Below are 23,978 nucleotides of genomic sequence, written 5' to 3' on the forward strand. Positions count from 1 at the left end.
GTGTCGCTGTCGCACCGGCGGTCGAGGTGGCGGCGGTCATGCACGCGCTCGCCGAGGTGCGCGATCCGGAGATCAACCGCCCCATCACCGAACTCGACATGGTCGCGGCCATCGATATCGCGCCGGGCAACCGGGTCGGCGTCCGCGTGCTGTTGACCGTGGCCGGATGCCCGATGCGGGCCAGGATCACCGCCGATATCGAGGCCGCTGTCCGGTCGGTGCCCGACGTCACTACGGTGACAGTCGATGTCGGTGTCATGTCCGACGCGCAGCGCGCCGCCCTCCGGCAGCGGTTGCGCGGCACCGACGAGGCCCCCGTCATCCCGTTCGCGCAACCGGGCAACCGCACCCGCGTCTACGCGCTCGCCTCCGGCAAGGGCGGCGTCGGGAAGTCCAGTGTCACTGTCAATCTCGCCTGCGTCCTGGCTCGACGGGGGCTGCGGGTCGGAATCCTCGACGCCGACATCCACGGTCACTCCATTCCATCGATGATGGGCACCAGCGCCGCACCCACGCAGGTCGACCGCATGCTCATGCCGCCGACCGCGCATGGCGTCCGCATCATGTCCATCGCCATGTTCGTCACCGGCAACGAACCCGTGATCTGGCGCGGCCCCATGCTGCACCGCGTGCTGCACCAGTTCCTCGCCGACGTCTACTGGTCCGACCTGGACATTCTGCTCATCGATCTGCCGCCCGGCACCGGCGATATCGCCATCTCCCTCGCCCAACTCCTACCGACCGCGGAGATGCTCATCGTCACCACACCTCAGCACACCGCCGCCCGCATCGCCGAACGCGCCGGAGCGGTCGGGGTGCAGACCGGTCAACGGGTCGCGGGGGTCGTCGAGAACATGTCCTGGTACGAGGGCTCCGACGGCGCTCGCCACCTGCTGTTCGGTTCCGGCGGAGCCGAGGAGGTCAGTGCCAGGCTGTCCGACATCCTGGGCACCGACTGCCCCGTCCTCGCCCGCATCCCCCTCGACCCCGATGTGTGCACCGCGGGCGACGACGGCACCCCCATGGTGCTCACCCATCCGGACTCCGCCGCCGCCCAGGCGATCTCCGCGCTGGCCGATCACCTGCACGTCCACCGAACCCGTCTCGCCGGTCGGCGACTCGCGGTCGCGCCGGGGTGAGGCGGGCTCGGTGCGCGATCGTTCAGTCCTGCTTCCACGCACCCGCCGCGATCGCATCGCGCACGTAGTCGTCGAAGTCCTTCGGCTCACGCCCCAGCAGTTGTCGCACCGTGTCGGTCACCGTGGCATTGCGGCCGTCCAGCAGGGTCGCGAAGATGTCCAGCATGACCGCCACCTCCTCGTCCGGCATGCCGAACTCGGAGGTCAGCACGGCACCGAATTCCGCACCGCTGACCGGGATGTACTGGATCTCGCGACCGGTCGCCGCGCCGATGGCGGCCGCGGCGTCACCGAAGGTGAGCAGTCGCGGACCGGTCAGGTCGTAATTGCGGCCCGCATGCCCGTCCTCCGTGAGCGCGGCGACGGCGACATCGGCGAGATCGCCGGAGTCGATGAACGGCTCCAGGACCTGACCGGCCGGGAACGCGAGCGCGCCGCCGAGGATCATCTCCGTGAACACGCCCTCGTCGAAGTTCTGGTCGAACCAAGCCGCTTGCAGCACGGTCCATTCCGCCCCGCTTTCGCGTACCGCGGTCTCGGCCGCGGCGGCCTGATCCTCGCCCCGGGCCGACAGCAGCACCAGCCGCCGCACGCCCTTGGCGACCGCCAGCTCGCTGAATGCCCGAATCGTCTCTCCCGCACGCGGATCCCCGATATCCGGGGTGTACATCAGGAACGCGGCCGACACGCCTTCCAGCACCGCATCCCAGCCGCTACGGTCCGACCAGTCGAACGGCACCTCCGCTGACCGGGATCCGATCCGGACCGGGTATTCGGCGGCGTTCAACCGCTCGGCCACCCGCCGCCCCACCTTCCCGGTTCCCGCGGTGACGAGAATGGTCTGAGCTGCTGTTTTTTCGTTGTTCGAAGTCATGCCTTCAGTCAAGCCGCCCGGCCGCCGCGCAGCCATCGTCGAGAATCTCGCCCCCATACGTGACCGTCTCTCGGGCCGATCGGCCGCCCATTCCGCCGCACCCCGTGTCGAGGGCGTCATCGGCTACGTGCCCGATGGACGCGTGGCGGGCGGCGGGTGGAGCGCTACGAAACGAGCACGGGTGCACTACCGAGAGTGCGCCACCGCAATCTCGCAGCATCCACTATCGAGGCGGTGGATCAGCGGCACACCGCATCGGCGATGGCCTGGGCGGCGGGCAGCAGCGGACTCTGTGCGCCACCGGTCGCCTCGATCAGCAGGACCAGCGGATAGGAAATGGCGGTGCACTGCGGCGAGGGCGGCGGCGGTGTCGCGCTCGCGGCACCGATGCCGGTCAGCAGGGCTCCTCCGGCCAGGGTTCCGGTGATCGCGGTGGCGGCGAGTAGTTTGCGCATATCGATCTCACGTTCCTTCCGAGTGCTTCTCAGTACCTCTCAGTACCTCAGACAATCTTCAGCAACTATCGAAACCTCTGAGCTGGTCGTTTCGTAACCCGTCAGCACTGTGATGTACGTCTCTCTCATCAGGCGGACCGGCTGTCCACCAGGTCGATCAGCCGTCGCAGAGTCGTCAACTGCTCCTCGAACGGAGTGTCCATTTTCGCCAACAGGGTCGAAATGCCCACCGCGCGATAGCGTTCCACGCGCTCGGCCAGGACTTCGGGGGTGCCGACGAGGTTGGTATGGCCGCCCAGTTCGAGCGGGACCGCGCGGCGGGCCGCATCACGGTCACCGGATTGCCACAGGTCGGCGACGCGGCGCACCGCCGGTCCGAAGCCGAGTCGGGTGAATGCCTCGCTGTAGAAGTTGCGGCCGGCCGCGCCCATGGCGCCGATGGTGAAGGCGTAGCCTTCCGCATGGCGTCGAACGCGTTGTGCCGCATCGGCTTCGTCGTCGGCGAACTCGACCGCGACGGGCACCACCAAATCGAGATCGGCCAGGGTGCGGCCCGCCGACTCCGCGCCCGCGCGCAGCGGGTCGAAGAAGACCTCGGCGGCTTCGGGTATGAAGGCATTGCCGAGCCAACCGTCCGCGGCGGCGCCGGTCAGCCGGAGGTTGGCGGGCCCCATGGCGGCGACGTAGACGGGCACCTCCCGGGGCGCGACCAGCGGCCGCAGGGCGCGGCCCGCACTGTCGGGCAGGGGCAGGGTGTAGACCTCACCGTCGTACCGCAGCGGTTCACCACGGCCGATCAGGCGCACGATATCGATGATTTCACGGGTGGTGCGCACGGGTTTGCGGAAGCGCACGCCGTGCCAGCCCTCCATCACCGCGGGACCCGACACCCCGATACCGAGACGGAAGCGACCGCCCGAGAGTTCCTGCACGCTCAGCGCCGAGGTGGCGAGCAGCGCCGGGGAGCGGGAGCCGAGCTGAACGACGAAGGTGCCCAATCCGATCGAGGTCGTCCGGGCGGCGAGATAGGCCAGGCCGGTCAGGGCGTCGTAGCCCCACACCTCCGGCACCCACAGCGAATCGACGCCGAGCCGCTCGGCCTCCACCGCGAACTCCGCGGCTCCGGGTAGGCGGGGTTCGACGACTACGCCGATCCGTAGCGGATTCCGGCGGGGCTGCGCTGCGACCATGCACTATGTTATACATCATAGAAACCGTTTGATGGGAACCCGAGAGGCCACCGCGTGCGCTACCGCGATCAACCGACCGTCGAAGTATCCGAACGTGTTTCGTGCACCGCCGCCCAGGCGTGGGCGCTGGTCACCGACATCACGCTGCCCTCGCGCGTCTCCGAGGAACTCGAGTCCGCGGCATGGCTCGACGGCGCGGATCGGGTCGCGGTGGGGGCACGCTTCCGGGGCACCAATCAGCACAGCGCCATGGGCACCTGGTGCACGGAGTGCGAGGTGATCGAGGTGGAGCCGGAACGGCGCTGGGTCTGGCAGGTGCACGGACCGGCCGGGGTCAGCGCCACCTGGGGATTCGAGGTGGATCCAGCGCGCTCGGGCGTGATCGTGCGTCAGTGGGGACGCCTCGGACCCGGCCCGTCCGGGCTGAGCCACGCCATCTCCACCATGCCGGACAAGGAATCCCGCATCATCGCCAACCGGTTGGCCGAATGGGAGCGCAATATGCGCGCGAATCTCGCCGCCATCAAGGCGACATTCGAACCGCCGCGGGAGAATCGGTCGTGACGGCGCGCGGCGGTACCAAACGGAAGATGCTGCTGGGCGCGGTGGAATTGCTGCGGGAGCGCGGTTCGGCGGGCGTCACCATCGACGCGGTGCTCACCCGCACCGGCACCCCGCGCGGATCCGTTTACCACCATTTCCCCGGTGGACGACGCCAGTTGCTCAGTGAAGCACTGCAACTCGCCGCCGACGCGATCGCCGACATGATCGAGAGCGCCGCCGCCACCGGCCCCACCGAAGCCATGCACCGCTTCGTCGAGTTCTGGCGGCAACTGCTGCTCACCTCCGACTTCCAGGCAGTCTGCCCCGCCGTGGCGGTCGCCGTCAGCGGCACCGAGGACGACCGCGCCCTCCATCCCGAGGTCGCCGCCATCCTCACCCGCTGGCACACCGCCCTCACCACGTCCCTCACCACCGCCGGATTCCCCACCCCCCGAGCGACCCGCCTCGCCACCCTCACCCTCACCTCGATAGAGGGCGCCATCATCCTCTGCCGCACCACCCGTTCCGTCCAACCTCTCGACGACGTAGCCGCAGAACTGGAACCCCTACTGGCCCAGCGCCACTCGCGGGGGGCGAACTGAAACGGCGCGCGGTTCATCCCATGGCACCACGCGCGCCATGCCGCGGCGGCCGCCGCCCCGACCGGTAGTTGTGCACCAGGCCGACGCCGACACTCGCGGCGCTTACGCCGCGCTGCGCCGATTCGGGCGGTTCGCCTGGCGCGCGGACCGAAGCACCGAAGACAATGCGGCGGTGAAGAAGTCCGATCGGAAGGCCGCCACGAGCGGCGGCGAGTGTGTCGCGCACACCATGCGGCCGACCGTAGCAGCGGCCGCGCTCCTCCTGGAGGAGACCATGAGCGACGACAACCACTTCTTCGCGGTGGAGCTCGATCCAGTGTTCCGGGTGGATGGTGAGCTGCTCATTCGACGCGAGCCCTTCCCGAACCGACTCCGCCGAGTGGTATCGGACCCGATCGTGCACACCGAGAGCATCAGCTCGCCATCGCGCTGGCCCGAACGCTTCCGTGACGCGGTCCGCCGCATGGCCCCGCCGAGCGGCCTGCGGCGCCACGACGCCGCAGTGGACGCCGTCATCTTCGACTGCGCCGACGCCATCGAGACCCTGCTGGGCACAGTTCATTTCGCGGCTCGGGTCCGCATCCAGCCCGAGGGCTACTACGCGTGTGTATGGGACGATTTCGTCTTGATCTCCTACGACTACGCCGCCCGGCTGTCGCTCACGGTGACCGACTGAGAAGCGATCGCGCTCGTCGACTCTGCTGGCCCGCGTGATCGCGACACAGGTCGGTGGTGGGTGTGCCACCGTGGTCGCCGACGCCGCCGTCTTCGGTACCGCCGCCTGCCGAGGCAACCGCTACTCCGCGCGCACCCAGTGCAGGCGGTTGACGAGGATCTGGTCGCCGACCGGGGTGGGTGGGGTGCTGAGCACCAGTCGGTCGTCGGACAGGTCGACGATGCGGCGCTGCTCGGTGCCGACCCAGTTCGGGAACAGACTCATGCGCAGAGTGTGGACAACGGTGTCACCTTCGACGTAGTACTCGCCGCAGTAGGCGATATAGGTCGAATAGGCCTCGGCGCGTGCGGATTCCGGGCCGCCGAGGGCGTTCGGTGTGGACAGGTGCGGGCGATCGGAGCGGGACAGGTGGCCGCTCATCCAACCGCCGGGGGTGTAGACCACGGAGCCTTCCGGGTGGTCACCGAACGGCCGGGTGACAGCGCCGGTGTCGTCGGTGGCGGTCCACGCGGTCAACCGCCACCGCCCCACCAGGTCTCCGGATTCCATGTGGTCGATGCTAGTGGCGGTGCGCCGAGCGGGGTCCCCGATGGCGCGGTCGTACCGCCGCTAGGGGCGAAGGGCCTTGGGTCGCCCGGGTTGCCCGGCTCCCGGTTCGGGGGACGAAATGCCCTGGTTGGGCGGGGCGCACCGGAGATGGAATGGGGGTATGCGCCCCGCCGAACGATCGTATGACCGAGTCGTGCCGCGGGCAGCCGCGGAGATCGCCGTGCCGGACATGTTCGGCAATGCCCATCATGGGCTGTCCGCCCATGAGGTAGTGCTGCTGCTCGAGACCGATCAGCATCGCGGCCTGAGCCGAGGCGAGGCCGCCGAGCGGATGGCACGGTTCGGGCCGAACACCTTGCCGGACGCACGGCGTGCCGGGTGGCCGATGCGCCTGCTGCGCCAGCTGCACAATCCGCTGATCTATGTGCTGCTGGCCGCCGGTGTGGTGACCGCGGCGCTGGCCGAATACGTGGACTCCGCGGTGATTTTCGGTGTCGTGGTGGTCAACGCACTGGTCGGGTTCGTGCAGGAGTCGAAGGCCGAGGCCGCGCTCGAGGGGCTGCGGTCCATGGTGCGCACCCAGGCCCGGGTGGTGCGCGACGGCGGTGAGCGGACGGTGCCGTCCGACGAGCTGGTTCCCGGCGATCTGGTCCTGCTCGACGCGGGCGACAAGATTCCCGCCGATCTGCGGCTGATCCGGGTGGCCGAGCTGCGTGTGAACGAGTCGGCATTGACCGGGGAGTCCGCGTCGGTCAGCAAGGACGAGGTTGTGCTCCCGGCGGGCACCCCGGTATCCGATCGGCGCAATATGGCCTACTCGGCGACCTTGGTCACCGCCGGAACGGGTGCGGGCATCGTGGTCGCCACGGGTGCGGAGACCGAGGTCGGCGCGATCCACCGGCTGGTGGGTGCGGCCGAGGATCTGGCCACGCCGTTGACGCGAAAACTGGCCAGGTTCAGCAGGATTCTGACCGTCGGCATTCTCGTGCTGGCGGCCGCCACCTTCGCCGTGGGCTATCTGCGCGGCCAGGACGCGGCCGAGATGTTCACCGCCGCCATCGCACTCGCCGTCGGAGCCATCCCGGAGGGGCTACCGGCGGCGGTCACCATCACCTTGGCCATCGGCGTCTCGCGGATGGCCAAGCGGCGCGCCGTCATTCGGCAGCTCCCGGCGGTGGAAACCCTGGGCAGTACCACGGTCATCTGCTCGGACAAGACCGGCACGCTCACCGAGAACCAGATGACCGTCACCACCATCTGGACACCCGACGGCCGCTTCGAGGTCAGCGGAACCGGCTACGCGCCGACCGGCATAGTCCGCGAATCCAGCGGTGCGCCAGCGGAATCGGAGACCCATCAAGGCTTGCGCTGGACGCTGCTCGCCGGTGCCGCCTGCAATGACGCCACCCTGCACCACGATGACGGCCGGTGGACGATCGTCGGCGACCCGACCGAGGGCGCGCTGGTGGTGGCCGCCGCCAAGGCAGGTCTCGACCGCGACCGCATCGCACGACTGCTGCCGCGGGTGGCGACCATCCCGTTCAGCTCGCACCGCCGCTATATGGCCACCCTGCACCGCGATACCGGCTCGGCGTCCGCCGCCGACCAGATCGTGCTGGTCAAGGGCGCGGTCGAACAGATCCTCGACCTGTGCCCGACCGCACTGCGCGCCGACGGCACGACCACACCACTGGACCGCGACGCCGTCCTCGCCGCCGCCGACGAGCTGGCCGCACGCGGCCTGCGCGTGCTGGCAACGGCCGTGCGTCCGGTGCGCGCCCCCGCGGAGTTCACCGTCACCACGCTCGCGGACGGCCTGAACTTCACCGGCTTGCAGGCCATGCTCGACCCCGCCCGCGCCGCCGTGCCGACCGCCGTCGAGTCCTGCCGCAGCGCGGGCATCGCGGTCAAGATGATCACCGGCGACCACGCCGCCACCGCCGCCTCCATCGCCGCCCGCATCGGCCTGCTCGACCCCCGCGACGGCGAGAACGCGCTCACCGGCGGCGAATTGGACACCCTGCCCCCGGACCGGTTCGCCGAGACGGTGGACCGCGCGCACGTGTTCGCCCGCGTCTCCCCCGAACAGAAACTCCGCCTGGTCGAGGCGCTCCAGGCGCGCGGTCACGTGGTCGCCATGACCGGCGACGGCGTCAACGACGCGCCCGCGCTGCGCCAGGCCGATATCGGCGTGGCCATGGGCGCGGGCGGTACCGAGGTGGCCAAGGACGCCGCCGATATGGTGCTCACCGACGACGATTTCGCCACCATCGAGGCGGCCGTGGAGGAGGGCCGCGGCGTCTTCGACAACCTGGTCAAATTCATCACCTGGACACTGCCGACGAATATCGGTGAAGGGTTGGTGCTGTTGGTCGCGATCGCGGCCGGTGCGGCGCTGCCGATCCTGCCGACCCAGATCCTCTGGATCAATATGACCACCGCGGTGGCGCTCGGACTCATGCTGGCCTTCGAACCGAAGGAACCGGCCATCATGACCCGCCCGCCGCGCGATCCCGGCCAGCCCCTGATGACCGGTTCGCTGGTGATGCGCACCCTGCTGGTGTCGACCCTGCTGGTCGCGGGCACCTGGTGGCTGTTCGAATGGGAACTCGCCCACGGTGCGACGCTGGCCGAGGCGCGCACCGCCGCGCTGAATCTGTTCGTGGTGGTGGAGGCGTTCTATCTGTTCAGCTGCCGCTCGCTCACCCACTCCGCGTGGCGGATCGGGCTGTTCTCCAATCCGTGGATCACCGGGGGTGTGGCGCTACAAGCCGTCGGTCAGGTCGCCATCACCTATCTGCCGGTCATGAACACCGTGTTCGCCACCGCCCCGATCGGAGGCGATTCCTGGCTGCGCATCGTGGGGATCGCCGCCGTCGCCAGTGCCGTGGTCGCCGTCGACAAGCGGCTGCGGCGGCCCGGCGGCTCGAGTGGAACTACGCGGTCGGTCGGGTAGTCGCGCGCAGGTGTCGAACGGGTTGTGAACGACAGGATCGACAGCATCGTGGTTCCTGGACGGGAGGTCGATGATGAATCGCTCGGTACTGCTTATCGGTCAGGTGTTCGTCGTACTGCTCGCGCTCGGGGTGCGGGTGCTCGCCCCCGGCTGGTGGCTGGTCATCGTGTTCATGTCGCTCGGCACGGTCGCCCTGATCACGCTGACCCCGCTGCTGGTGGCGGTCTCGGTCGCCACTGCGTTCGCGCCGACCCTGCGCCCGCGCAGTCTGCTGGCGCTCGCGGCCGCCGATGTGTCCCTGCTGGTCTTCGCGCTCACCCTGCCGGACTTCACCGATGTGGCGGATCGCTACCCCGTGCCGTTGGCGACCCTGACCACCGGCGACGGGGAGGTCTCGCGGGCCGCGGCGGATACGTTCGGCACCGTCGCCGGGTACGCCGCGCTCGCATATGCGGCGGCTGCCGCGCTCACGGTGGTGTCCGCGGTGCTGGATCAGCGGCGTTCGCGGCCCGGCGGGACGCCACCGCCGGACCGCTTCACCGTCGCGGTCGCGTGACGCCACTCAGTTCACGCATGGAATGCCATCGCCGATCGACCCCGTCACCGGCTCGCCCGCGGCGGGGGTCGACGCGGCCGTGGCGGTCGTTGTCGTCGTGGCCGTGGCCGAAGACGTTGTCGTGCCGGAGGTTTCGGCCGCCTCGTCCGCATCGGCGCCGGGTGTGGTGGTCGATGTGGGCGGTGTGAGTCCGAAGGCGGTGCGGACTTCCCGCTTGATCGCGTCGGGGTCGATGATGTTCACGTCCTGGCCGTTGACGGTGGCGTAGCGCAGCACCGGCAGCGTGCGGAACTCCACCGGGATCGAACCCGCCCGGCCCAGGGTGTGGGCGAACTCGAGCAGATTCCAGCCCTTGGACAGCATCATGTCCGCATGTGCGACGTCCACGAGTCGCTTGAGCTTGCCCAGGTCGGTGAAGGTGCCGGAATCCTGCAGCGACTTCGCCACGGACATGAGGAACGCCTGCTGACGGTGGGTGCGGTCGAGATCGCCGTTCGGCAGGCCGTGGCGCTGGCGCACGAAGGCCAGCGCCTGCGCGCCGTCGAGGTGCTGGCGACCGGCCGGGAAGACCGCGCCGGAGTAGTAGCTGTCGTCGACGGCGTTGTTGAGACAGACCTCCACGCCGCCGACGGCATCGGCGAGATCGTAGAAACCGGCGAGGGAGATCTCGGCGAAGCGGTTGATCGGGACGCCGGTGAGCGAGCGCACGGTCTGCACGATGGAGGCGCGTCCCGCCTCCCGGCCGCGATGCTCGAGCTCGATCGGATCGGTCATGCCCTGTTCCATCAGGTCCTGTTCCACCGCGGCCTTCTTCAGGCCGTACGCCTCCTTGATCTTGACCTTGCTGTAGCCGGGGATCCCGGAGACGTCGACATAGTTGTCGCGCGGGATGGAGAAGGCCACGATCTTGCTGAGATCCTTCGGAATGTGCACCAGGATCAGCGAATTCGCGTTGTAGCCCCCGACGTCGCTGTCCCCGGCGTGCAATGCGTCGAGGACTTCGCGCGGCAGATCCTTGCCGTCGAAGTCCTTGCGGGTGTCCAGCCCGATCAGCAGGATGTTGAGGTCGCCGTCGAGGGCGGCGGCGTCCTCGTCGGTGAGCACGTCCGAGCGCGTGAAGCCCTGATCCAGCCCTGCCGACGCGTACCAGCCCACCCCGGTCACGCCGACTACGACGGCCGCTACCGTCGCGGTGAGCAGTCGCACCAGCCCGCGGGCGCGACGAGCGCGCACCGACCGCACCGGCACCGCACGGTGTCGCGGCCCGCGGGCGTGACGCGGTCCGTAGTGGGCGGACGGGTTGCGAGGTTTGTCGGGCATCACCTTCGAGTGTGTGACGCAATGCTGTGAACAGCCTGAATGAGCAGACCAACCGGTTGGTTATGCCGGACACGGCGACTCCTCGGCAATCCGCCCGGCCCGGCGATCAATCCGGAAGCGTCAACCCGCGCACCGCGGCGGCCGTCGCGCAGCGCAGCGCCCGCCCGGCCAGATCCGCGCAGGCCCGATGGTCCAGCGTCCGCACGGCGGCCTTGACCAGCGGTACAGCCGCGGGCGCGACACTGAGTTCGGTGACGCCGAGCCCCAGCAGGATCGGCACCGCCACCGGGTCGGAAGCCAACTCACCGCAGACAGCCACCCGCGCCCCGCCCGCACCGCGACAGACCATGTCGATCAGCCGCAGCACCCCGGGATCGAGGGCGTCCGCGAGCGCGGCCACGGAATCGTTGCCGCGCTCGACTGCCAGGGCGTACTGGGTGAGGTCGTTGGTGCCGATGCTGAAGAAGTCCACGTACTCGGCCAACTCCGCCGTCTTCGCCGCCGTGGCGGGCACCTCCACCATGATGCCGACGTCGATCGAAAGCCCTTCGGGTGCCACCTCTTCCAGCATCCCGCGCCCGGCCTCGATCTCCTGCACGGCGGTGACCATCGGGAACATCACCCCGATCGGATGGTCCGCGGCCACCCGTGCGACGGCGCGCAGCTGCTCGCGCAACAGGTGCGGATGAGCCAGGGCGAGACGGATACCGCGCTGTCCGAGAAACGGATTCGCCTCCGTCGGCTGGGCCAGATACGGCAGCGGTTTGTCACCGCCCACATCGAGGGTGCGCAGCACCACCGGGCGGCCGTCGAAGGTGTTCGCCAGATCCCGGTACACCTGCTCCTGTTCCGCGGCGGTCGGGGCGTCGGCTCGGTCGAGGAACAGGAATTCGGTGCGCACCAGGCCCGCACCGTCCGCGCCGCCGCGCACCGCGTCCTCGGCATCCGCCACGCTGCCGACATTCGCGGCGACGTGGATCTCGACGCCGTCGCGGGTCACCGCCGGTTGCCGCGCGGACGCTTCGGCCGCGCGTCGACCGGCCCGTTGGGCGTCGGCGCGCGCGGTGAACGCGGCGAGCGTCTCGGTGTCCGGGGCGATGACGAGCTGGCCGGTATCGCCGTCGAGGGCCAGCATCGTTTGCTCGGGCACGGTCAGCACGTCCGGACCGGCCGCGACCACGGCGGGAATTCCCCTGGTGCGAGCCAGAATCGCGCTGTGCGCGGTGGGGCTGCCCTGCGCCAGCACGATACCGGTGACCAGCTCGCGGTCCAGCCCGGCCACCTGCGCGGGTGTGAGGTCGGCGGCCACCAGGACGCCCGCGCGGCTGGCGATCTCGGTGGTGTGCCCGAGCAGAGCCGCGAGCAGTTGATCGCGCACCGCGCGCACATCGGCGGCCCGGGCCCGCTGGTACTCGTCGGGCAGCGCCGCCAACTCCGCGGCGACGCCGTCGAAGACGTCCGCCGCGGCGACGGCGGCCGACCGACCCTGGGCGATGTGCGCGCACACCGATGCGGTGAGGTCGTCGTCGTCCAGCAGCAGTCGATGCGCCTGGAAGATATCCCGGGCGGTGCTGTCGGCACGGGCGCGCGTGATATCGGCGTCGATGCGACCGCGCACGGTGGCGAGCGCACGGTCGAAGTGTTCGGCTTCCACCGCGGGGTTGTCCGCGTGGTGGTCGGTCAGGTCGACGTCGGCGGTATCGAGCCGCCATGCCGGTCCGATTCCGATACCCGAGGCCGCGGCCAGCGGACCTCTCCGCTCGGCCGCGTGGGAACGTCGCCCGGCCGACTGGGAACTACCTTCGGACACCGAGGTTTCGGGCAGCGCACGCTCGGCCGTGGCGCTCTCGGACACCGATATTCGGGCCGAATCGCCGTCGGCCGTGGCGCTTTCGGTCGTCGCCCTCTCGAGTTCCGCGCTCTCGACCATGACGCTCTCGACCACGACGCTTTCGGCCATAGCGCTCTCGGATGCGGCTGTCGCGGGCACGGCGCTGCCGACCGCAGTGCCTTCGGCCGTAGCGCGGTCGGCGACACCTGTGGGCCGCTCGTCGAAGTGGCGCGCCGCCAGCTCCACGACGGCATCGACCACCGCCCCAGCGTCCGGACCGCTCGCCGTGATCTCCACTTCGTGTCCGGCGCGCACCCCGAGCGCCGCGATTCGGCTCAGGCTGCGGCCCGACACCGACGGCGATCCGGTGCTCAGATTGCGGACCCGCACCTGGGCGTCGCGACCACCTACCGCCGCCACCAGCCGTGCGGCGGGGCGCGCGTGCAGGCCGTGATCGTTGGCCACCACGAAGACCGCGCGGACCGGATCCGCCGCCGTCGGCAGGATCCCCCCGGCAGGCGAGAACCTCACCGCTCCCGACCCCGCGTCCACGTTCGCCCTGTCCCCGGCACCGCGCCCGGGAACAACATCCACCCGATCCCCGGCAACTCGTTCAGGCACCGTGGTCGCCTGCCCCCCGGCAGCCGGTGCAGGCACCGTGGTCGTCTGATCGTCGGCAGCCGGTGCAGGCACCGTGGTCGCCTGATCGTCGGCAGCCGGTGCTGGCACCGTGGTCGCCTGATCGTCGGCAGCGCGTCCAGGAACCGTGGTCGATCCGGCCGCGCTCCGTCGATCACTCGCCGGCGACGTATCCGTGCGTCCCCGATCTGCCGCAGCCGACGGGTCCACGGGTTCCTGATTCTCCATCGGCGACACGTCCGCGCGCTGCCGATCACCCGCCACCGAGAGATCCGCGGGATCACCATCGGATGCCTCGAGTGCGGTCGGGCGGTCGCCGTCGGGGCGGGTGTCGCCCGGCGACCGCTCGTTCATCTCCGTCGCCGGGTCGGGTGCGGCCGGTTGGCTGTCGGCGAGCTGGGAGCGCTTGGCCGCGAGTGCGTGTTCCGCTTCGTCGGCGACTTCGTCGAGGTCGGCTCCCCCGGCGGCGGACACGGCCGCGGCGACCAGGCCCTCCACCAAGGGGGCCGCGCACAGCCGCACCCGGTGTGGGCCGTCGAGCAGGTCCAGGGCGAGTTCGGCGGACAGGATGGCGCTGCCGAGGTCCATGAGGATCAGCACGCCGTCGCCGCTGTCGGCCGCCGTGATGGCGGCCGCTACCGCGGTGGCGTCGGTGCCGAGGGTGTGCTCGTCCAGTCCGGCCGCGATCTCGATGCGCACCGGACTGTCGTGCAGCATCTCGGCGGCCAAGGCCACCGCGGCGCGGGCCAGCGCACGACTGTGGGAGACGACGACGATGCCGGTCATCGCACCGCCCGCCGGGCCGCGCGCAGCAGCAGCACCGCGCTGGTGGCACCCGGATCCTGATGTCCGACACTGCGTTCCCCCAGATAGGAGGCGCGGCCCTTGCGGGCCTGCATCGGCACCGTCGCGTCGCGGCCCGCGGCGGCGGCCGTCACCATGGCATCCAAGGCGGCCGCGAAGTCCGCTCCGGCGGCCAGGCCGCGATCGAAGGCGTCGGCGGCCGGAGCCAGGGCGTCGTACATGGTCTTGTCCCCGGCCTGGGCCTTGCCGCGCGCCACCACACCGTCGATACCGGCGCGCACGGCCTTGCCGAAGGTGTCGGCGTCGAGTTCGCCGGTGGTGGTCGCGGCCATCCGCAGCAGGAAGGTGCCGTACAGCGGCCCGCTGGCCCCGCCGACCGAGCGGACCAGCACCATACCCGCCTGTTTGATCGCGGCGGCAGCGGAATCGGGAGCGGCGGAATCGAATTCGGCCGCGATCGCGCGTGCGCCGCGTTGCATGTTGCTGCCGTGGTCGGCGTCGCCGATGGCGGCGTCGAGAGCGGTGAGCTCATCGGCGTGCTCGTCGATCAGCGTGGCGAATTCCCGCATCCAGCGCTGTACGTCGATACTTGTCACGGTGTCACACTCCCCAGTTCAGGGCCGGTGTCCGCACCGGCGCGTCCCATAGCTCCAACAGTTCGTCGTCGACCCGGGTCACCGTCACCGAACATCCCGCCATGTCCAGACTGGTGACGTACGGGCCGACCAGTGACCGGACCACCTCGACGCCGTGTGCCCGCAGCACCCGCGCGACCTCGCCGTACATCACGTACAGCTCGAGCAGCGGCGTGCCGCCCATCCCGTTGACGAAACAAATCACCCGGTCGCCGGACCGATACGGCAGATCCGACAGCAGGGGTTCGACCAGCAGCTCGGCGATCTCCCGGGCGGACGCCAGCGGCAGCCGTCGCCGTCCGGGTTCGCCGTGGATGCCGATGCCCAGTTCCATCTCCGCCTCGCCCAGTTCGAAGGTGGGCCGACCGGCGGCGGGCACCGTGCACGAGGTCAATGCCACACCCATGCTGCGGGTTTCGGTATTGGCGCGGCGAGCCACGGCGGCCACCTCGGGCAGCGGCCGGCCCGCCTCGGCGGCCGCGCCCGCGAGCTTCTCCACCACCAGGGTGCCGCCGACGCCGCGCCGCCCGGCGGTGTAGAGGCTGTCGCGCACGGCCACATCGTCGTCGACGACCACCGACACCACCTCGGTACCGGATTCGGCCGCCGCCAGTTCGGCGGCCATCTCGAAGTTCATGACGTCGCCGGTGTAGTTCTTCACGATGTGCAGCACGCCGGCACCCGCATCCACGGCGGTGGTGGCGGCCAGGATGCGGTCGGGCACCGGGGAGGTGAAAACCTCACCGGCGCACGCGGCGTCGAGCATGCCGCGGCCGACGAAGCCGCCGTGCAGCGGTTCGTGACCGGAGCCGCCGCCCGACACCAGGCCCACCTTGCCGGGGGTCGGGGCGTCGGCGCGCAGGATCACGCGGTTCTTCTCGTCGATGCGCAGCTCCGGATGCGCGGCCGCCATACCGGCCAGTGCATCGTCGACCACATCGGCGGGATCGTTGATGAGCTTCTTCACGAGATCTCCTATCGGACGGTCGAATCGACCGGTTCGGCGGTCGCGCCGAGAGTGCGCGAGGTACGGGTGAGGGCATAGGCGGTGGCGGCCGCGGCCACCCCGGCGAGGAATTCGGCCGCCAGGTAGACCGGGGCCTGGCCCCAGTGCACCTCGCCACCCCACAGCTGCTGCACCAGCATCGGCCCGAGGGTGCGGGCGGGATTGATGGACGCGCCCGTGGCGGGTGCCACCGGGATGATGGCGGCGAAGACCACCAGCCCGATCGCCACACCCGCGAATCCCGGTGCGGCGGCGCGGTGTACGACCAGCAGGACGGTCAGCACCAGGATGAAGGTGCCGACGAATTCGGCGATGAACGCCTGTCCCGCACCCACATCCGTGCCGTAGGCGGCGATGCCGAGCCCCACTTCGCTGGCACGGTCGCCGAGGGTGCCGAGGATGGCCAGCGCACCGAGCACCGCGCCGACCAGCTGCGCGGCGAGGTAGGCGGGGACCTGCCGCCACGGGAACTGTCCGGACACCGCGAGGGCGAGGGTGACCGCCGGGTTGATGTGATTACCTGACACATGCCCGAAGGCGTAGACGGTCGCGACCACGACCGTGCCGAACGCCAACGAGATCATGCCCAGGTCTGCCATGGTGAACGGCGCGTCGCCGTTGACGATGAGTGTCGCCGGGACCGACCCGACGCCGATGAAGACGAGGAATGCCGTGCCGAGCACTTCCGCCGCGAGACGCTGCGGTGTCCGCAGTCCATCCATGAGGTACTCCAGATATGTCGAACACCATTCGATAATGTCGAATAGAGTTCGTAGAGTACGGTGTTGTGGCTCGGGTCACAAGGGCCCGCGAAAGGTGACCGCATGATCCAGTCCGTCGACCGTGCCGTCCGCATCCTGTTCGCCCTCCAGGGCGCGCGGCGGATGACGCTGTCCGAGTTGGCCGCCGAGCTGGGACTGGCCGCGACCACCGTGCACGGCATCGTGCGCACCCTGACCGCGCACGGCGTGGTCGTGCAGGAGCACGGCGGCGGCCGCTACCAACTCGGCCCCGCGGTGCTGCGCCTGGGCAATGTCTACCTCGACACCCTCGAGCTGCGCGCCCGCGCCCTCACCTGGGCGCACGACCTCGCCCAGCGCACCGGCCGCGCGGTCCGCGTCGGCGTGCTCTTCGGCGACGACGTGGTGATCATCCACCACGAACCCAGCCCGGACGGCAGCCGTCAGATGCCCGAGCTCGGCATCGAGATCCCCGCCCACGCCAGCGCGCTGGGCAAGGCCATCCTGGCCTTCCTGCCGCGCACCGAAACCGGCACCCTGCGCAGCATGACCGGCGACACCATCACCGCCGCCGACGACCTCGCCGAACATCTGCGCCCGGTGGCCCACTCCGGCATCGCCCTCGAGCGCGACGAGGCCGTGCTCGGCGAATCCTGTATCGCCGGAGCGATTTTCGACAACACCGGCGCGGTCGTCGGCGCGGTCGGCGTGGTACTGCCCACCGCCGACTGGCCCGCCCCCGAGACCGTCGTCGACGCGGTGCGCACCACCGCCCGCACCATCTCGCGCGAACTGGGCTCGGGCCGCTGGCCGGTACCGTACGGCAGCGGATAACTCAGCCGCGCACTCGACCCGCACCATGGTCGTCACCACCCATGCCTCGGGAATCCTGCCGGTCGAGGACGTCACCGAAGCCCAGCTGGTCGGTCCGGTCCTCGCGACCGGCCACGACCCAGAACCGTCGGCCCGCAACACCTTCGTATGGAAGTTGATCAATGGCTAGAAGACAACCCGACCGTGACCTATACCTGGGGCTGGACCCCATCACCGCCCCCAACGAAGCGAACCGTAACCTTCGTGAGGGGCTGATGGGGTTCCGCATGGCTCGCGGCTTCACCCGAAAGCAGCTCGCCGACGCCCTGGCCATCAGCGAGGAAACACTCAGGAAATACGAGCGTGGAGACCGCGGCATCCCGAACAGTCTCATCGTGAAAGTCGTGACGACACTGGGCATCCCGAAGATGCTCATCCCACGTATCCCGTGGCTGCTGCTGCAGGGCTTGTATACCTACGAGGCGGGGAGCACTTCGCAGCAGCTCACCCGCGCCGACCAGATACAGCTCGAATCCCAGCGGCAGCCAGCGCTGTACAACTCCTTTCCCGCGCTGGATATCCTCGCCTGCAACGCCAGGATGTTGGAGTACGCGCCGTTCCTGCGTCCCGCCGCACCCGGCGGGCGCCCGGTCAACCTGCTGGAAGAAGTGGTGACCAACCCCGCCGCCAGGGAGGTCTTCGGGGATTCGTGGGCCACCGTCGCGGGCGGGCTGGCCCTGTCGTTCCGGACGATGGCGGCGGGCATGGTGCCCCAGGGGCGCGTCGAAGAAATCCTGGCCCGGTGCGGAACCAACCCCGATTTCAGCAGGTTGCTGGTGATCGAGGGGCTGACCGAGGAATCGTTCACGTCCAGCCGTGTCGTGATGCGTGTCCCCGAAACCCGCGAATACAAGGAGCACGAGATCATCTCCTGCGGGCAGGACTTCCCGACACAGGGCTGGAAAATGACTGTGTTCGTGCGGTCCGAGGACTGACGCCCTGCCGGGCCTGTGCGTCGACCGTGCCCGGCGTCAGCTACCGCGCACCCCGGCCGGTGGCGCGTTCACCACTCCACGGGCAGCGCTGCGACGCCGTAAACCAGCGCGTCGTATTTGAACGCGACCTCCGAGACCGGTGTCGTCAACCGCAATCCCGGCAGCCGCCGGAACAGCGTCTGCAACGTGATCCCCAGTTCGATGCGGGTCAGCTGCAAACCGATGCACTGGTGACGGCCCGCCCCGAACGCGACATGCGCGCCCGCGTTCGCGCGCCGGATATCGAGCCGGTCGGGGTCGGCGAAGACCCGCGTATCCCGGTTCGCGGTGGCCAGGTCGAACACGATCGGGTCGCCCGCACGGATCGTCCGGCCGCCGATCTCGATGTCCTCCACCGCGATTCGGCGCAACCCGGTGTCCACGACGCTCATGTAGCGGATCAGCTCGTCCACGGCCCGTTCGAGCACTGCCGGGTCGTCGGTGTCCCGGATGACCGCCAAGTCGTCGGGACGTTCCAGCAGGGCGATGACGCTGAGCCCGATCATGTTCGCGGTCGTCTCGTGTCCGGCCGCGAGGAATCCGACCGCCTGGAACGCGGCCTCCCACGTCTGGAGTTCGCCGTCGCGCACATACTCGGCCAGGTCCGACAGCAGCCCGTCACCCGGCTCACGCGTATAGGTTTCGATCAGCCCGGTGAGGAACGTCAGCATCTGCACCGTGCTCGCCTGCTGGTCCTCAGCGGACGCGTGGCCGGAGAACCCGACCGTGGTGTGGTGCTGGAAGAAGTCGTGATCGGCGTAGGGGACGCCGAGCAGCTCACAGATCAGCAGCGACGGCACCGGCAGCGCGAGCGCGGTGACCAGATCAGCCGAATTGCCTTGCGCCAGCATCGCGTCCACCGTGGCGTCCACATGCTTCTGGATCAGCGGGCGGATCGCATCGAGCCGTTTGGGCGTGAACGGTTTGGCCCACATCCGCCGAAAGCGTGCGTGCTCGGTGCCGTCGGTGTTGAACATCGTATACGGGCTGGCCTGCATCACCGCCGCCATGCCTTCGGTGATGTGCGGGTACTCCGGCCGGTGGTTGTCGCAGCTGACACGCTCGTCGGTGAGCAGCGCGCGGACCTCGGCATGCCCGGTGACCAGATGCGGCGTCTTCCCGTCCCAGATCCGCACCGTGGATATCGGTGCGGCCGCGGCGAGGTCGCTGATCTCGGCGGCAGGATCGAACGGGCAGCGCGGCGACCTGCGCCCCGGGTAGCGGGGCAGATCAGCGGCGGTCGAAGTTTCGGGCATTGCAGTCCTTGCTCAGGTTAGCGTGTTGGGGCACAGCCATTCTGGCGCACTGCGGCACCCGGGGCGAGGCGAGAACGCCCTCCCGGAATGGAGCGCTGCGCGGTTCTTCCCCCGCTTGCTGTGTGGTAGATCATGGGGGACTACTTCGGCCTTGAAGGGAAATAAGTGGCCACGCAGCGCATCTCAACCGATATCGACTCCATGCCTCGAGGTGGGCCGAATGCGCGCTTGGCGGACCGCTGGCTGCAAACCGCTCACCTGGAGTACACCGACCGCTCCGACGTCCCCGATTCGATCAAACAGGCCGTGATCGGCGCACTCGTGCAAATCGGCACCCACTACGGCACGCACGAAGCCAACGCTCGCCTGGTGGCGGACATGGTGGCCGATATCGCACAGCCCCGGATTCTGGAACTCGGTGCAGGTCACGGCCTGCTCTCCCAGCGAGTCCTCGACCTGCATCCCGGCGCACTGGTCACCGTCTCCGACCTCGACCCCGCCTTGGTCGCCGCGATGGCGGCCGGGCCGCTCGGCACTCATCCCCGTGCCACCGTGCGGTGTATCGACGCTACCGCCATCGACGCGCCCGACAACAGCGTGGATGTGGTGGTACTCGCCGCTGGATTCCATCACCTGTCACCCGGCGCGGCCGGGCGAGCGATCAGCGAAGCCACTCGGGTGGGCACGAAATTCCTTGTGATCGACGGGATTCGCCCCGAGGAACCGAGCAAGCTACTGCTGCGCTACCTGTTCCTCCCGCCGGTGGTCGGCGCGGTGATGCTGTTCCGTCTGGGCTCGCGGTGGTCGGCGATCCTGCCGACCGTCCACGACTCCTTCATCACCTGTCTGCGGCACTACAGCCGGGCCGCTCTCGAAGCGCTCGCCGCCACCCACCCGAGCATCACCGTGGAATTCCCCGCGACCGACAGGATCGAGGCCGACGACAAACCCGTCGTCTTCACCCGACTCTGACCGACGACGGAGGCTCGTCTGGTGGCACGCGAGCGGTCAGCGCTCCGCTTCCGCGTCGAGTTCCCTTACCGCACGCTCGATCTCGTCGGCGAGAGTCGCCCCGCCGACCTCCCACGCCGCCGCACGGAAGCGGTCGCGGAAGCGCATGAGGTCGGTGCCGAGGCCCTCGCCGCCGTAGCTGGTGGCGGCCGCGTCGCGGAAGGTGCGCGCCATCTCGTCGGCCAGGTCGGCGATATGCGCGCGGATGAGTTTGCGCAGCGCGCCGCTGAGGGTGATGTCGGTGCCGATGTCGTAGAGGATCAGCGCGCCCTTGAGCATGGGCAGATCCGGCACCCGCCAGCCGTCCTCGCGTCGTTCCAGGTAGCTGGCGGCGATCAGGTCGTCGAGAATCTCGGTACGGCGGTCGCCGAGTAGATCCGACAGCGCCTTGTCGGAGAGGTCCACGACCTGATCGGCGGAGACCGAATGGCGCGGGTCGAACAGGGTCCGCCAGTCCGCGGCCACGGTGTCGGTGGCGAGCACCTCGCGGATGGCGTCGAGGCGCAGGCCGCGCGCCCGCATGGCGGCGATATCGCGCAGCCGTTCCAGGTGGTCGTCGCCGTAGACCACTTCCTTCCCGGCCCGGCCGGGTTTCGGCAGCAGACCGAGCGAGTGGTAGTAGCGGATGGTGCGCGCCGGAATGCCGCTCAGATCGGCGAGTTGGGTTCGGCTGTAGCGAGGCACCGGCCCAGCATAGAGTCAGGACAGACTTCATTGACAGTGGCAACTGTCCGCGTTAGCGTAACGCGCGTCACCGCCGACACCGAGGAGTTCCGCATGTCCCAGCGCGAAACCGATTTCGACGTGCTCATCGTCGGATCCGGATTCGGTGGCAGCGTCACCGCGCTGCGCCTGGTCGAGAAGGGCTACCGGGTCGGCATCCTGGAGGCCGGGCAACGCTACGCCGACGACGAACTGCCCGACACCAGTTGGGATCTCCGCAAGTTCCTGTGGGCACCGGCGCTGGGCTGCTACGGCATTCAGCGCATCCACCCGCTGCGCAATGTGCTGATCCTGGCGGGCGCGGGCGTGGGCGGCGGATCGCTCAACTACGCCAACACCCTGTACGTGCCGCCGGAGCCGTTCTTCACCGACGCCCAGTGGCGCGATATTACCGACTGGCGCGACGAGCTCATGCCCTACTACGAGCAGGCGCGCAAGATGCTCGGCGTGGTGCAGAACCCGCACCTGACCCCCGCCGACGAGGTGTTCAAGCAGGTCGCCGACGATATGGGCGTGGGCGACACCTTCGTCCAGACCCCGGTGGGCGTCTTCTTCGGCGAGCCGGGCACAACCGTCGCCGACCCGTTCTTCGGTGGCGTCGGCCCGGACCGCACCGGCTGCATCGAATGCGGCGAGTGCATGACCGGCTGCCGCCACAACGCCAAGAACACCCTGGTCAAGAACTACCTGTATCTCGCGGAGCGGGCCGGGGCACAGATCGTCCCGATGACCACGGTCAAGGCGCTGCGCCCGCTGCCGGACGGCACCTGGGACGTCGACACCACCCGCACGGGCGCGCTGCTGCGCAAGCAGCCCAAGACCTACACCGCCGCCAACGTGGTGCTGGCGGCGGGCACGCGCGGCACCCAGAAGCTGCTGTTCGCCATGCGCGACAAGGGTGTGCTGCCGGGCCTGTCCGATCGGCTGGGCGTGCTCACCCGCACCAACTCCGAGTCCATCGTCGGCGCGGCCACCCGCACGGTGAATCCCGACCGCGACTTCACCCGCGGCGTCGCCATCACCTCATCCATCCATCCCACGCCCGACACCCATATCGAACCGGTGCGCTACGGCAAGGGCTCCAACGCCATGGGCCTGCTGCAGACCCTCATGGTGGACGGCGGCGGCCGGGTGCCGCGCTGGCTGCGCTTCCTGTGGACGGTGCTGTTGCATCCGCTGATGCTGGTGCAGTTCCTGAGCGTGAAGAACTGGAGTGAGCGCACCATCATCTCGCTGGTGATGCAGCATCTCGACAATTCCATCACCACCTACACCAAGCGCGGCCTGTTCGGCCGCAAGCTGACCTCGAAACAGGGCCACGGGGAACCCAATCCGACCTGGATTCCGGTCGGCAACGATGTGACGCGGCGGGTGGCCGACAAGATCGGCGGCGTGGCCGGCGGCTCCTGGGGCGAGGTGTTCAATATCCCGCTCACCGCGCACTTCCTGGGCGGTGCTGCCATCGGCGCGGATCCCGACCACGGTGTCATCGACCCTTACCACCGGGTGTACGGCTATCCGACGCTGAGTGTGGTGGACGGTGCGGCGGTGTCGGCGAACCTGGGCGTGAACCCGTCGCTCACCATCACCGCGCAGGCCGAACGCGCGGCGGCCATGTGGCCCAACAAGGGTGAGGCCGACACGCGCCCCGAGCAGGGCGAGGGCTACCGGCGCATCGCACCCGTGGCACCGAAGCAGCCGGTGGTCCCGGCGTCGGCTCCGGCGGCGCTGGTACTGCCGATCGTGGAGATCCGCGGCGGCGGGCAGTCCGAATCGACGCCCGCCTGAACGTGCACGCCGTGCACGCGCGCACCCGATGCCACCCGGCCCCCACGCCGAATACGTCTCGGCACGCGCGCTGGCCATGAACCGCCGCTCGCGCCGGGCACCCACTCCGTATTCGCGCCCGGTCGCCGTTGCGGCGGCCACCCGGTCAGCTGCCGAATACGTGCGCGAAACCCATCGGGGAGGTGGGTGGCGGCGCGGTGCCGGCCGGGGCGCGGAACTCCTGGAGAGCGGACAGCACGTCCACATGCCGCGCCGCGTAGCAGCGGACCTGCGGCAGGGCGTGGGCGACCTCGCTGCGTTCGAGCGGTTCGGCGTCGATATAGCCGACATTGTCCAGGTGCAGTCCGAGGGTCTGGGCGATACGGCCGATGGCGGCGGACTTGCGGCCCCACCCCACCTCGATGACCGCGAAGCGGTCGTGCAGTCCGTGGCGGCGCAGTTCCGCGTCGGTCCACGACCATTCACCGCGGCTGGCGACCGCGTGCAGGATGCCACGCTCCCCCAGTATGCGCAGGGCCCGTACCGCGTCGGGGCGCAGCGCTCCACTGGTGGAATCGCTCACCACCCCGTCCCACAGGGTCTTGTCCACTTCCCAGACAAGACATTTCACAGTCGGTGACATCTCCTGCCTTCATACGTCGAGCAATCATCCGGATACCTCGGTGCGGGACGCCGCGCTCGTGGCGGAGGGCACCCTGCGCGTGACATCGTATGGTCCGTCTGGGCCAGAGCACCAGTGGAACCGAATCGGGGCCGGGCGCGTTGACGCAAAAGTGATGGCGGATTCAACGCTGGTAGCGTCGGTTTCCGCAGCGGAACAGTGTAGGAAGTGGAGGAG

Annotated in this window: 22 protein-coding genes and 2 pseudogenes; 12 read left to right on the forward strand and 12 right to left on the reverse strand. The window is 69.4% G+C overall.

Going from position 1 to position 23,978, the window contains the following annotated elements:
* Positions 1-26: 26 nt before the first annotated feature.
* Positions 27-1,139 (forward strand): Mrp/NBP35 family ATP-binding protein, encoded by a 1,113-nt coding sequence (locus tag QJS31_RS00005; RefSeq protein ID WP_372341794.1) that lies wholly within the window; start codon positions 27-29, stop codon positions 1,137-1,139.
* 22 nt (positions 1,140-1,161) lie between these two features.
* Here QJS31_RS00005 and QJS31_RS00010 read toward each other — a convergent pair whose 3' ends face one another.
* The 3 genes from QJS31_RS00010 to QJS31_RS00020 form a co-directional block, all read right to left on the reverse strand.
* A complete protein-coding gene (locus QJS31_RS00010) occupies positions 1,162-2,013 on the reverse strand; it encodes an NAD(P)H-binding protein (protein WP_282779380.1) in 852 nt (283 codons plus the stop codon).
* A 239-nt stretch (positions 2,014-2,252) separates the two neighbouring features.
* Positions 2,253-2,468: a hypothetical protein gene (locus QJS31_RS00015; protein WP_282779381.1), complete on the reverse strand. Its 216-nt coding sequence runs from the start codon at positions 2,466-2,468 to the stop codon at positions 2,253-2,255.
* A gap of 128 nt (positions 2,469-2,596) precedes the next feature.
* Positions 2,597-3,658 carry an LLM class flavin-dependent oxidoreductase gene (locus QJS31_RS00020; RefSeq protein ID WP_306355647.1) on the reverse strand — a complete coding sequence of 354 codons (1,062 nt, stop codon included), beginning with the start codon at positions 3,656-3,658 and terminating at the stop codon, positions 2,597-2,599.
* 54 nt (positions 3,659-3,712) lie between these two features.
* Between QJS31_RS00020 and QJS31_RS00025 the strand changes: the two genes are divergently transcribed.
* From QJS31_RS00025 to QJS31_RS00035, 3 genes are all read left to right on the forward strand, one after another.
* Positions 3,713-4,222, forward strand: coding sequence for an SRPBCC family protein (locus QJS31_RS00025; RefSeq protein ID WP_282779383.1), 510 nt, complete (start codon positions 3,713-3,715; stop codon positions 4,220-4,222).
* A complete protein-coding gene (locus QJS31_RS00030; protein WP_282779385.1) occupies positions 4,219-4,803 on the forward strand; it encodes a TetR/AcrR family transcriptional regulator in 585 nt (194 codons plus the stop codon). Before QJS31_RS00025 ends, QJS31_RS00030 begins: the two co-directional genes overlap by 4 nt.
* Before the next feature lie 172 nt (positions 4,804-4,975).
* Positions 4,976-5,479, forward strand: a complete 504-nt coding sequence (locus QJS31_RS00035; protein ID WP_306355648.1) for a hypothetical protein — start codon at positions 4,976-4,978, stop codon at positions 5,477-5,479.
* Positions 5,480-5,599: 120 nt separating this feature from the next.
* On the opposite strand, the gene QJS31_RS00040 is transcribed toward QJS31_RS00035, so the two are convergent.
* Positions 5,600-6,028, reverse strand: a complete 429-nt coding sequence (locus tag QJS31_RS00040) for a lipocalin-like domain-containing protein (RefSeq protein ID WP_306355649.1) — start codon at positions 6,026-6,028, stop codon at positions 5,600-5,602.
* Positions 6,029-6,257: 229 nt separating this feature from the next.
* Here QJS31_RS00040 and QJS31_RS00045 point away from each other — a divergent pair, with 229 nt between their 5' ends.
* Positions 6,258-8,984, forward strand: a complete 2,727-nt coding sequence (locus tag QJS31_RS00045; RefSeq protein ID WP_282779391.1) for a cation-transporting P-type ATPase — start codon at positions 6,258-6,260, stop codon at positions 8,982-8,984.
* A 70-nt stretch (positions 8,985-9,054) separates the two neighbouring features.
* Complete coding sequence (locus QJS31_RS00050; protein WP_306355650.1) at positions 9,055-9,540, forward strand: hypothetical protein; 486 nt, start codon at positions 9,055-9,057, stop codon at positions 9,538-9,540.
* 6 nt (positions 9,541-9,546) lie between these two features.
* Here the strand turns inward: QJS31_RS00050 and QJS31_RS00055 are convergent, their stop codons facing one another.
* The 5 genes from QJS31_RS00055 to QJS31_RS00075 form a co-directional block, all read right to left on the reverse strand.
* Positions 9,547-10,860 carry an LCP family protein gene (locus tag QJS31_RS00055; RefSeq protein WP_282779390.1) on the reverse strand — a complete coding sequence of 438 codons (1,314 nt, stop codon included), beginning with the start codon at positions 10,858-10,860 and terminating at the stop codon, positions 9,547-9,549.
* Positions 10,861-10,966: 106 nt separating this feature from the next.
* Complete coding sequence (gene ptsP, locus QJS31_RS00060) at positions 10,967-14,116, reverse strand: phosphoenolpyruvate--protein phosphotransferase (RefSeq protein ID WP_306355651.1); 3,150 nt, start codon at positions 14,114-14,116, stop codon at positions 10,967-10,969.
* Positions 14,113-14,703 (reverse strand): dihydroxyacetone kinase subunit DhaL, encoded by a 591-nt coding sequence (gene dhaL / locus QJS31_RS00065; protein ID WP_306355897.1) that lies wholly within the window; start codon positions 14,701-14,703, stop codon positions 14,113-14,115. Before dhaL ends, ptsP begins: the two co-directional genes overlap by 4 nt.
* Positions 14,704-14,734: 31 nt before the next feature.
* Positions 14,735-15,736 (reverse strand): dihydroxyacetone kinase subunit DhaK, encoded by a 1,002-nt coding sequence (gene dhaK, locus QJS31_RS00070; RefSeq protein ID WP_282778630.1) that lies wholly within the window; start codon positions 15,734-15,736, stop codon positions 14,735-14,737.
* A gap of 8 nt (positions 15,737-15,744) precedes the next feature.
* Positions 15,745-16,497, reverse strand: coding sequence for an MIP/aquaporin family protein (locus QJS31_RS00075; protein ID WP_282778632.1), 753 nt, complete (start codon positions 16,495-16,497; stop codon positions 15,745-15,747).
* A gap of 102 nt (positions 16,498-16,599) precedes the next feature.
* Between QJS31_RS00075 and QJS31_RS00080 the strand changes: the two are divergent.
* The 4 genes and pseudogenes from QJS31_RS00080 to QJS31_RS00095 all read left to right on the forward strand — a co-directional run.
* Positions 16,600-16,749, forward strand: a pseudogene (locus QJS31_RS00080) (helix-turn-helix domain-containing protein); the annotation flags it as partial.
* Positions 16,750-17,025: 276 nt separating this feature from the next.
* Positions 17,026-17,349 (forward strand): annotated as a pseudogene (locus tag QJS31_RS00085) (IclR family transcriptional regulator C-terminal domain-containing protein); the annotation flags it as partial.
* Between the two features lie 25 nt (positions 17,350-17,374).
* Positions 17,375-17,518: a hypothetical protein gene (locus tag QJS31_RS00090; RefSeq protein ID WP_282778634.1), complete on the forward strand. Its 144-nt coding sequence runs from the start codon at positions 17,375-17,377 to the stop codon at positions 17,516-17,518.
* A gap of 85 nt (positions 17,519-17,603) precedes the next feature.
* Positions 17,604-18,323, forward strand: coding sequence for a helix-turn-helix domain-containing protein (locus QJS31_RS00095; protein WP_306355652.1), 720 nt, complete (start codon positions 17,604-17,606; stop codon positions 18,321-18,323).
* Positions 18,324-18,391: 68 nt separating this feature from the next.
* Here QJS31_RS00095 and QJS31_RS00100 read toward each other — a convergent pair whose 3' ends face one another.
* Positions 18,392-19,618 (reverse strand): cytochrome P450, encoded by a 1,227-nt coding sequence (locus QJS31_RS00100; protein WP_282778638.1) that lies wholly within the window; start codon positions 19,616-19,618, stop codon positions 18,392-18,394.
* Between the two features lie 201 nt (positions 19,619-19,819).
* On the opposite strand from QJS31_RS00100, the gene QJS31_RS00105 reads away from it, so the two are divergent.
* Positions 19,820-20,590 (forward strand): class I SAM-dependent methyltransferase, encoded by a 771-nt coding sequence (locus QJS31_RS00105; protein WP_372341539.1) that lies wholly within the window; start codon positions 19,820-19,822, stop codon positions 20,588-20,590.
* 36 nt (positions 20,591-20,626) lie between these two features.
* Here the strand turns inward: QJS31_RS00105 and QJS31_RS00110 are convergent, their stop codons facing one another.
* Entirely contained in the window at positions 20,627-21,313 is a 687-nt protein-coding gene (locus QJS31_RS00110) for a MerR family transcriptional regulator (RefSeq protein WP_282778642.1), read from the reverse strand.
* 93 nt (positions 21,314-21,406) lie between these two features.
* Here QJS31_RS00110 and QJS31_RS00115 point away from each other — a divergent pair, with 93 nt between their 5' ends.
* Positions 21,407-23,140, forward strand: coding sequence for a GMC oxidoreductase (locus QJS31_RS00115; RefSeq protein ID WP_306355653.1), 1,734 nt, complete (start codon positions 21,407-21,409; stop codon positions 23,138-23,140).
* Positions 23,141-23,285: 145 nt separating this feature from the next.
* On the opposite strand, the gene QJS31_RS00120 is transcribed toward QJS31_RS00115, so the two are convergent.
* Complete coding sequence (locus tag QJS31_RS00120; protein WP_282778646.1) at positions 23,286-23,729, reverse strand: hypothetical protein; 444 nt, start codon at positions 23,727-23,729, stop codon at positions 23,286-23,288.
* Positions 23,730-23,978 lie beyond the last annotated feature (249 nt).

The sequence above is a fragment of the Nocardia sp. CC213A genome, from assembly GCF_030766805.1.
Taxonomy (GTDB): Bacteria; Actinomycetota; Actinomycetes; order Mycobacteriales; family Mycobacteriaceae; genus Nocardia; species Nocardia otitidiscaviarum.

Excerpts from the sequence above, each read along its gene's own strand:
- QJS31_RS00010 (WP_282779380.1), bottom strand. The coding sequence starts at position 2,013 with ATGACTTCGAACAACGAAAAAACAGCAGCTCAGACCATTCTCGTCACC.
- QJS31_RS00015 (WP_282779381.1), bottom strand. The coding sequence starts at position 2,468 with ATGCGCAAACTACTCGCCGCCACCGCGATCACCGGAACCCTGGCCGGA.
- QJS31_RS00020 (WP_306355647.1), bottom strand. The coding sequence starts at position 3,658 with ATGGTCGCAGCGCAGCCCCGCCGGAATCCGCTACGGATCGGCGTAGTC.
- QJS31_RS00040 (WP_306355649.1), bottom strand. The coding sequence starts at position 6,028 with ATGGAATCCGGAGACCTGGTGGGGCGGTGGCGGTTGACCGCGTGGACC.
- QJS31_RS00045 (WP_282779391.1), top strand. The coding sequence starts at position 6,258 with ATGTTCGGCAATGCCCATCATGGGCTGTCCGCCCATGAGGTAGTGCTG.
- QJS31_RS00050 (WP_306355650.1), top strand. The coding sequence starts at position 9,055 with ATGATGAATCGCTCGGTACTGCTTATCGGTCAGGTGTTCGTCGTACTG.
- QJS31_RS00055 (WP_282779390.1), bottom strand. The coding sequence starts at position 10,860 with ATGCCCGACAAACCTCGCAACCCGTCCGCCCACTACGGACCGCGTCAC.
- ptsP (WP_306355651.1), bottom strand. The coding sequence starts at position 14,116 with ATGACCGGCATCGTCGTCGTCTCCCACAGTCGTGCGCTGGCCCGCGCC.
- dhaL (WP_306355897.1), bottom strand. The coding sequence starts at position 14,703 with ATGCGGGAATTCGCCACGCTGATCGACGAGCACGCCGATGAGCTCACC.
- QJS31_RS00075 (WP_282778632.1), bottom strand. The coding sequence starts at position 16,497 with ATGGATGGACTGCGGACACCGCAGCGTCTCGCGGCGGAAGTGCTCGGC.
- QJS31_RS00090 (WP_282778634.1), top strand. The coding sequence starts at position 17,375 with ATGGTCGTCACCACCCATGCCTCGGGAATCCTGCCGGTCGAGGACGTC.
- QJS31_RS00095 (WP_306355652.1), top strand. The coding sequence starts at position 17,604 with ATGGGGTTCCGCATGGCTCGCGGCTTCACCCGAAAGCAGCTCGCCGAC.
- QJS31_RS00100 (WP_282778638.1), bottom strand. The coding sequence starts at position 19,618 with ATGCCCGAAACTTCGACCGCCGCTGATCTGCCCCGCTACCCGGGGCGC.
- QJS31_RS00105 (WP_372341539.1), top strand. The coding sequence starts at position 19,820 with ATGCCTCGAGGTGGGCCGAATGCGCGCTTGGCGGACCGCTGGCTGCAA.
- QJS31_RS00115 (WP_306355653.1), top strand. The coding sequence starts at position 21,407 with ATGTCCCAGCGCGAAACCGATTTCGACGTGCTCATCGTCGGATCCGGA.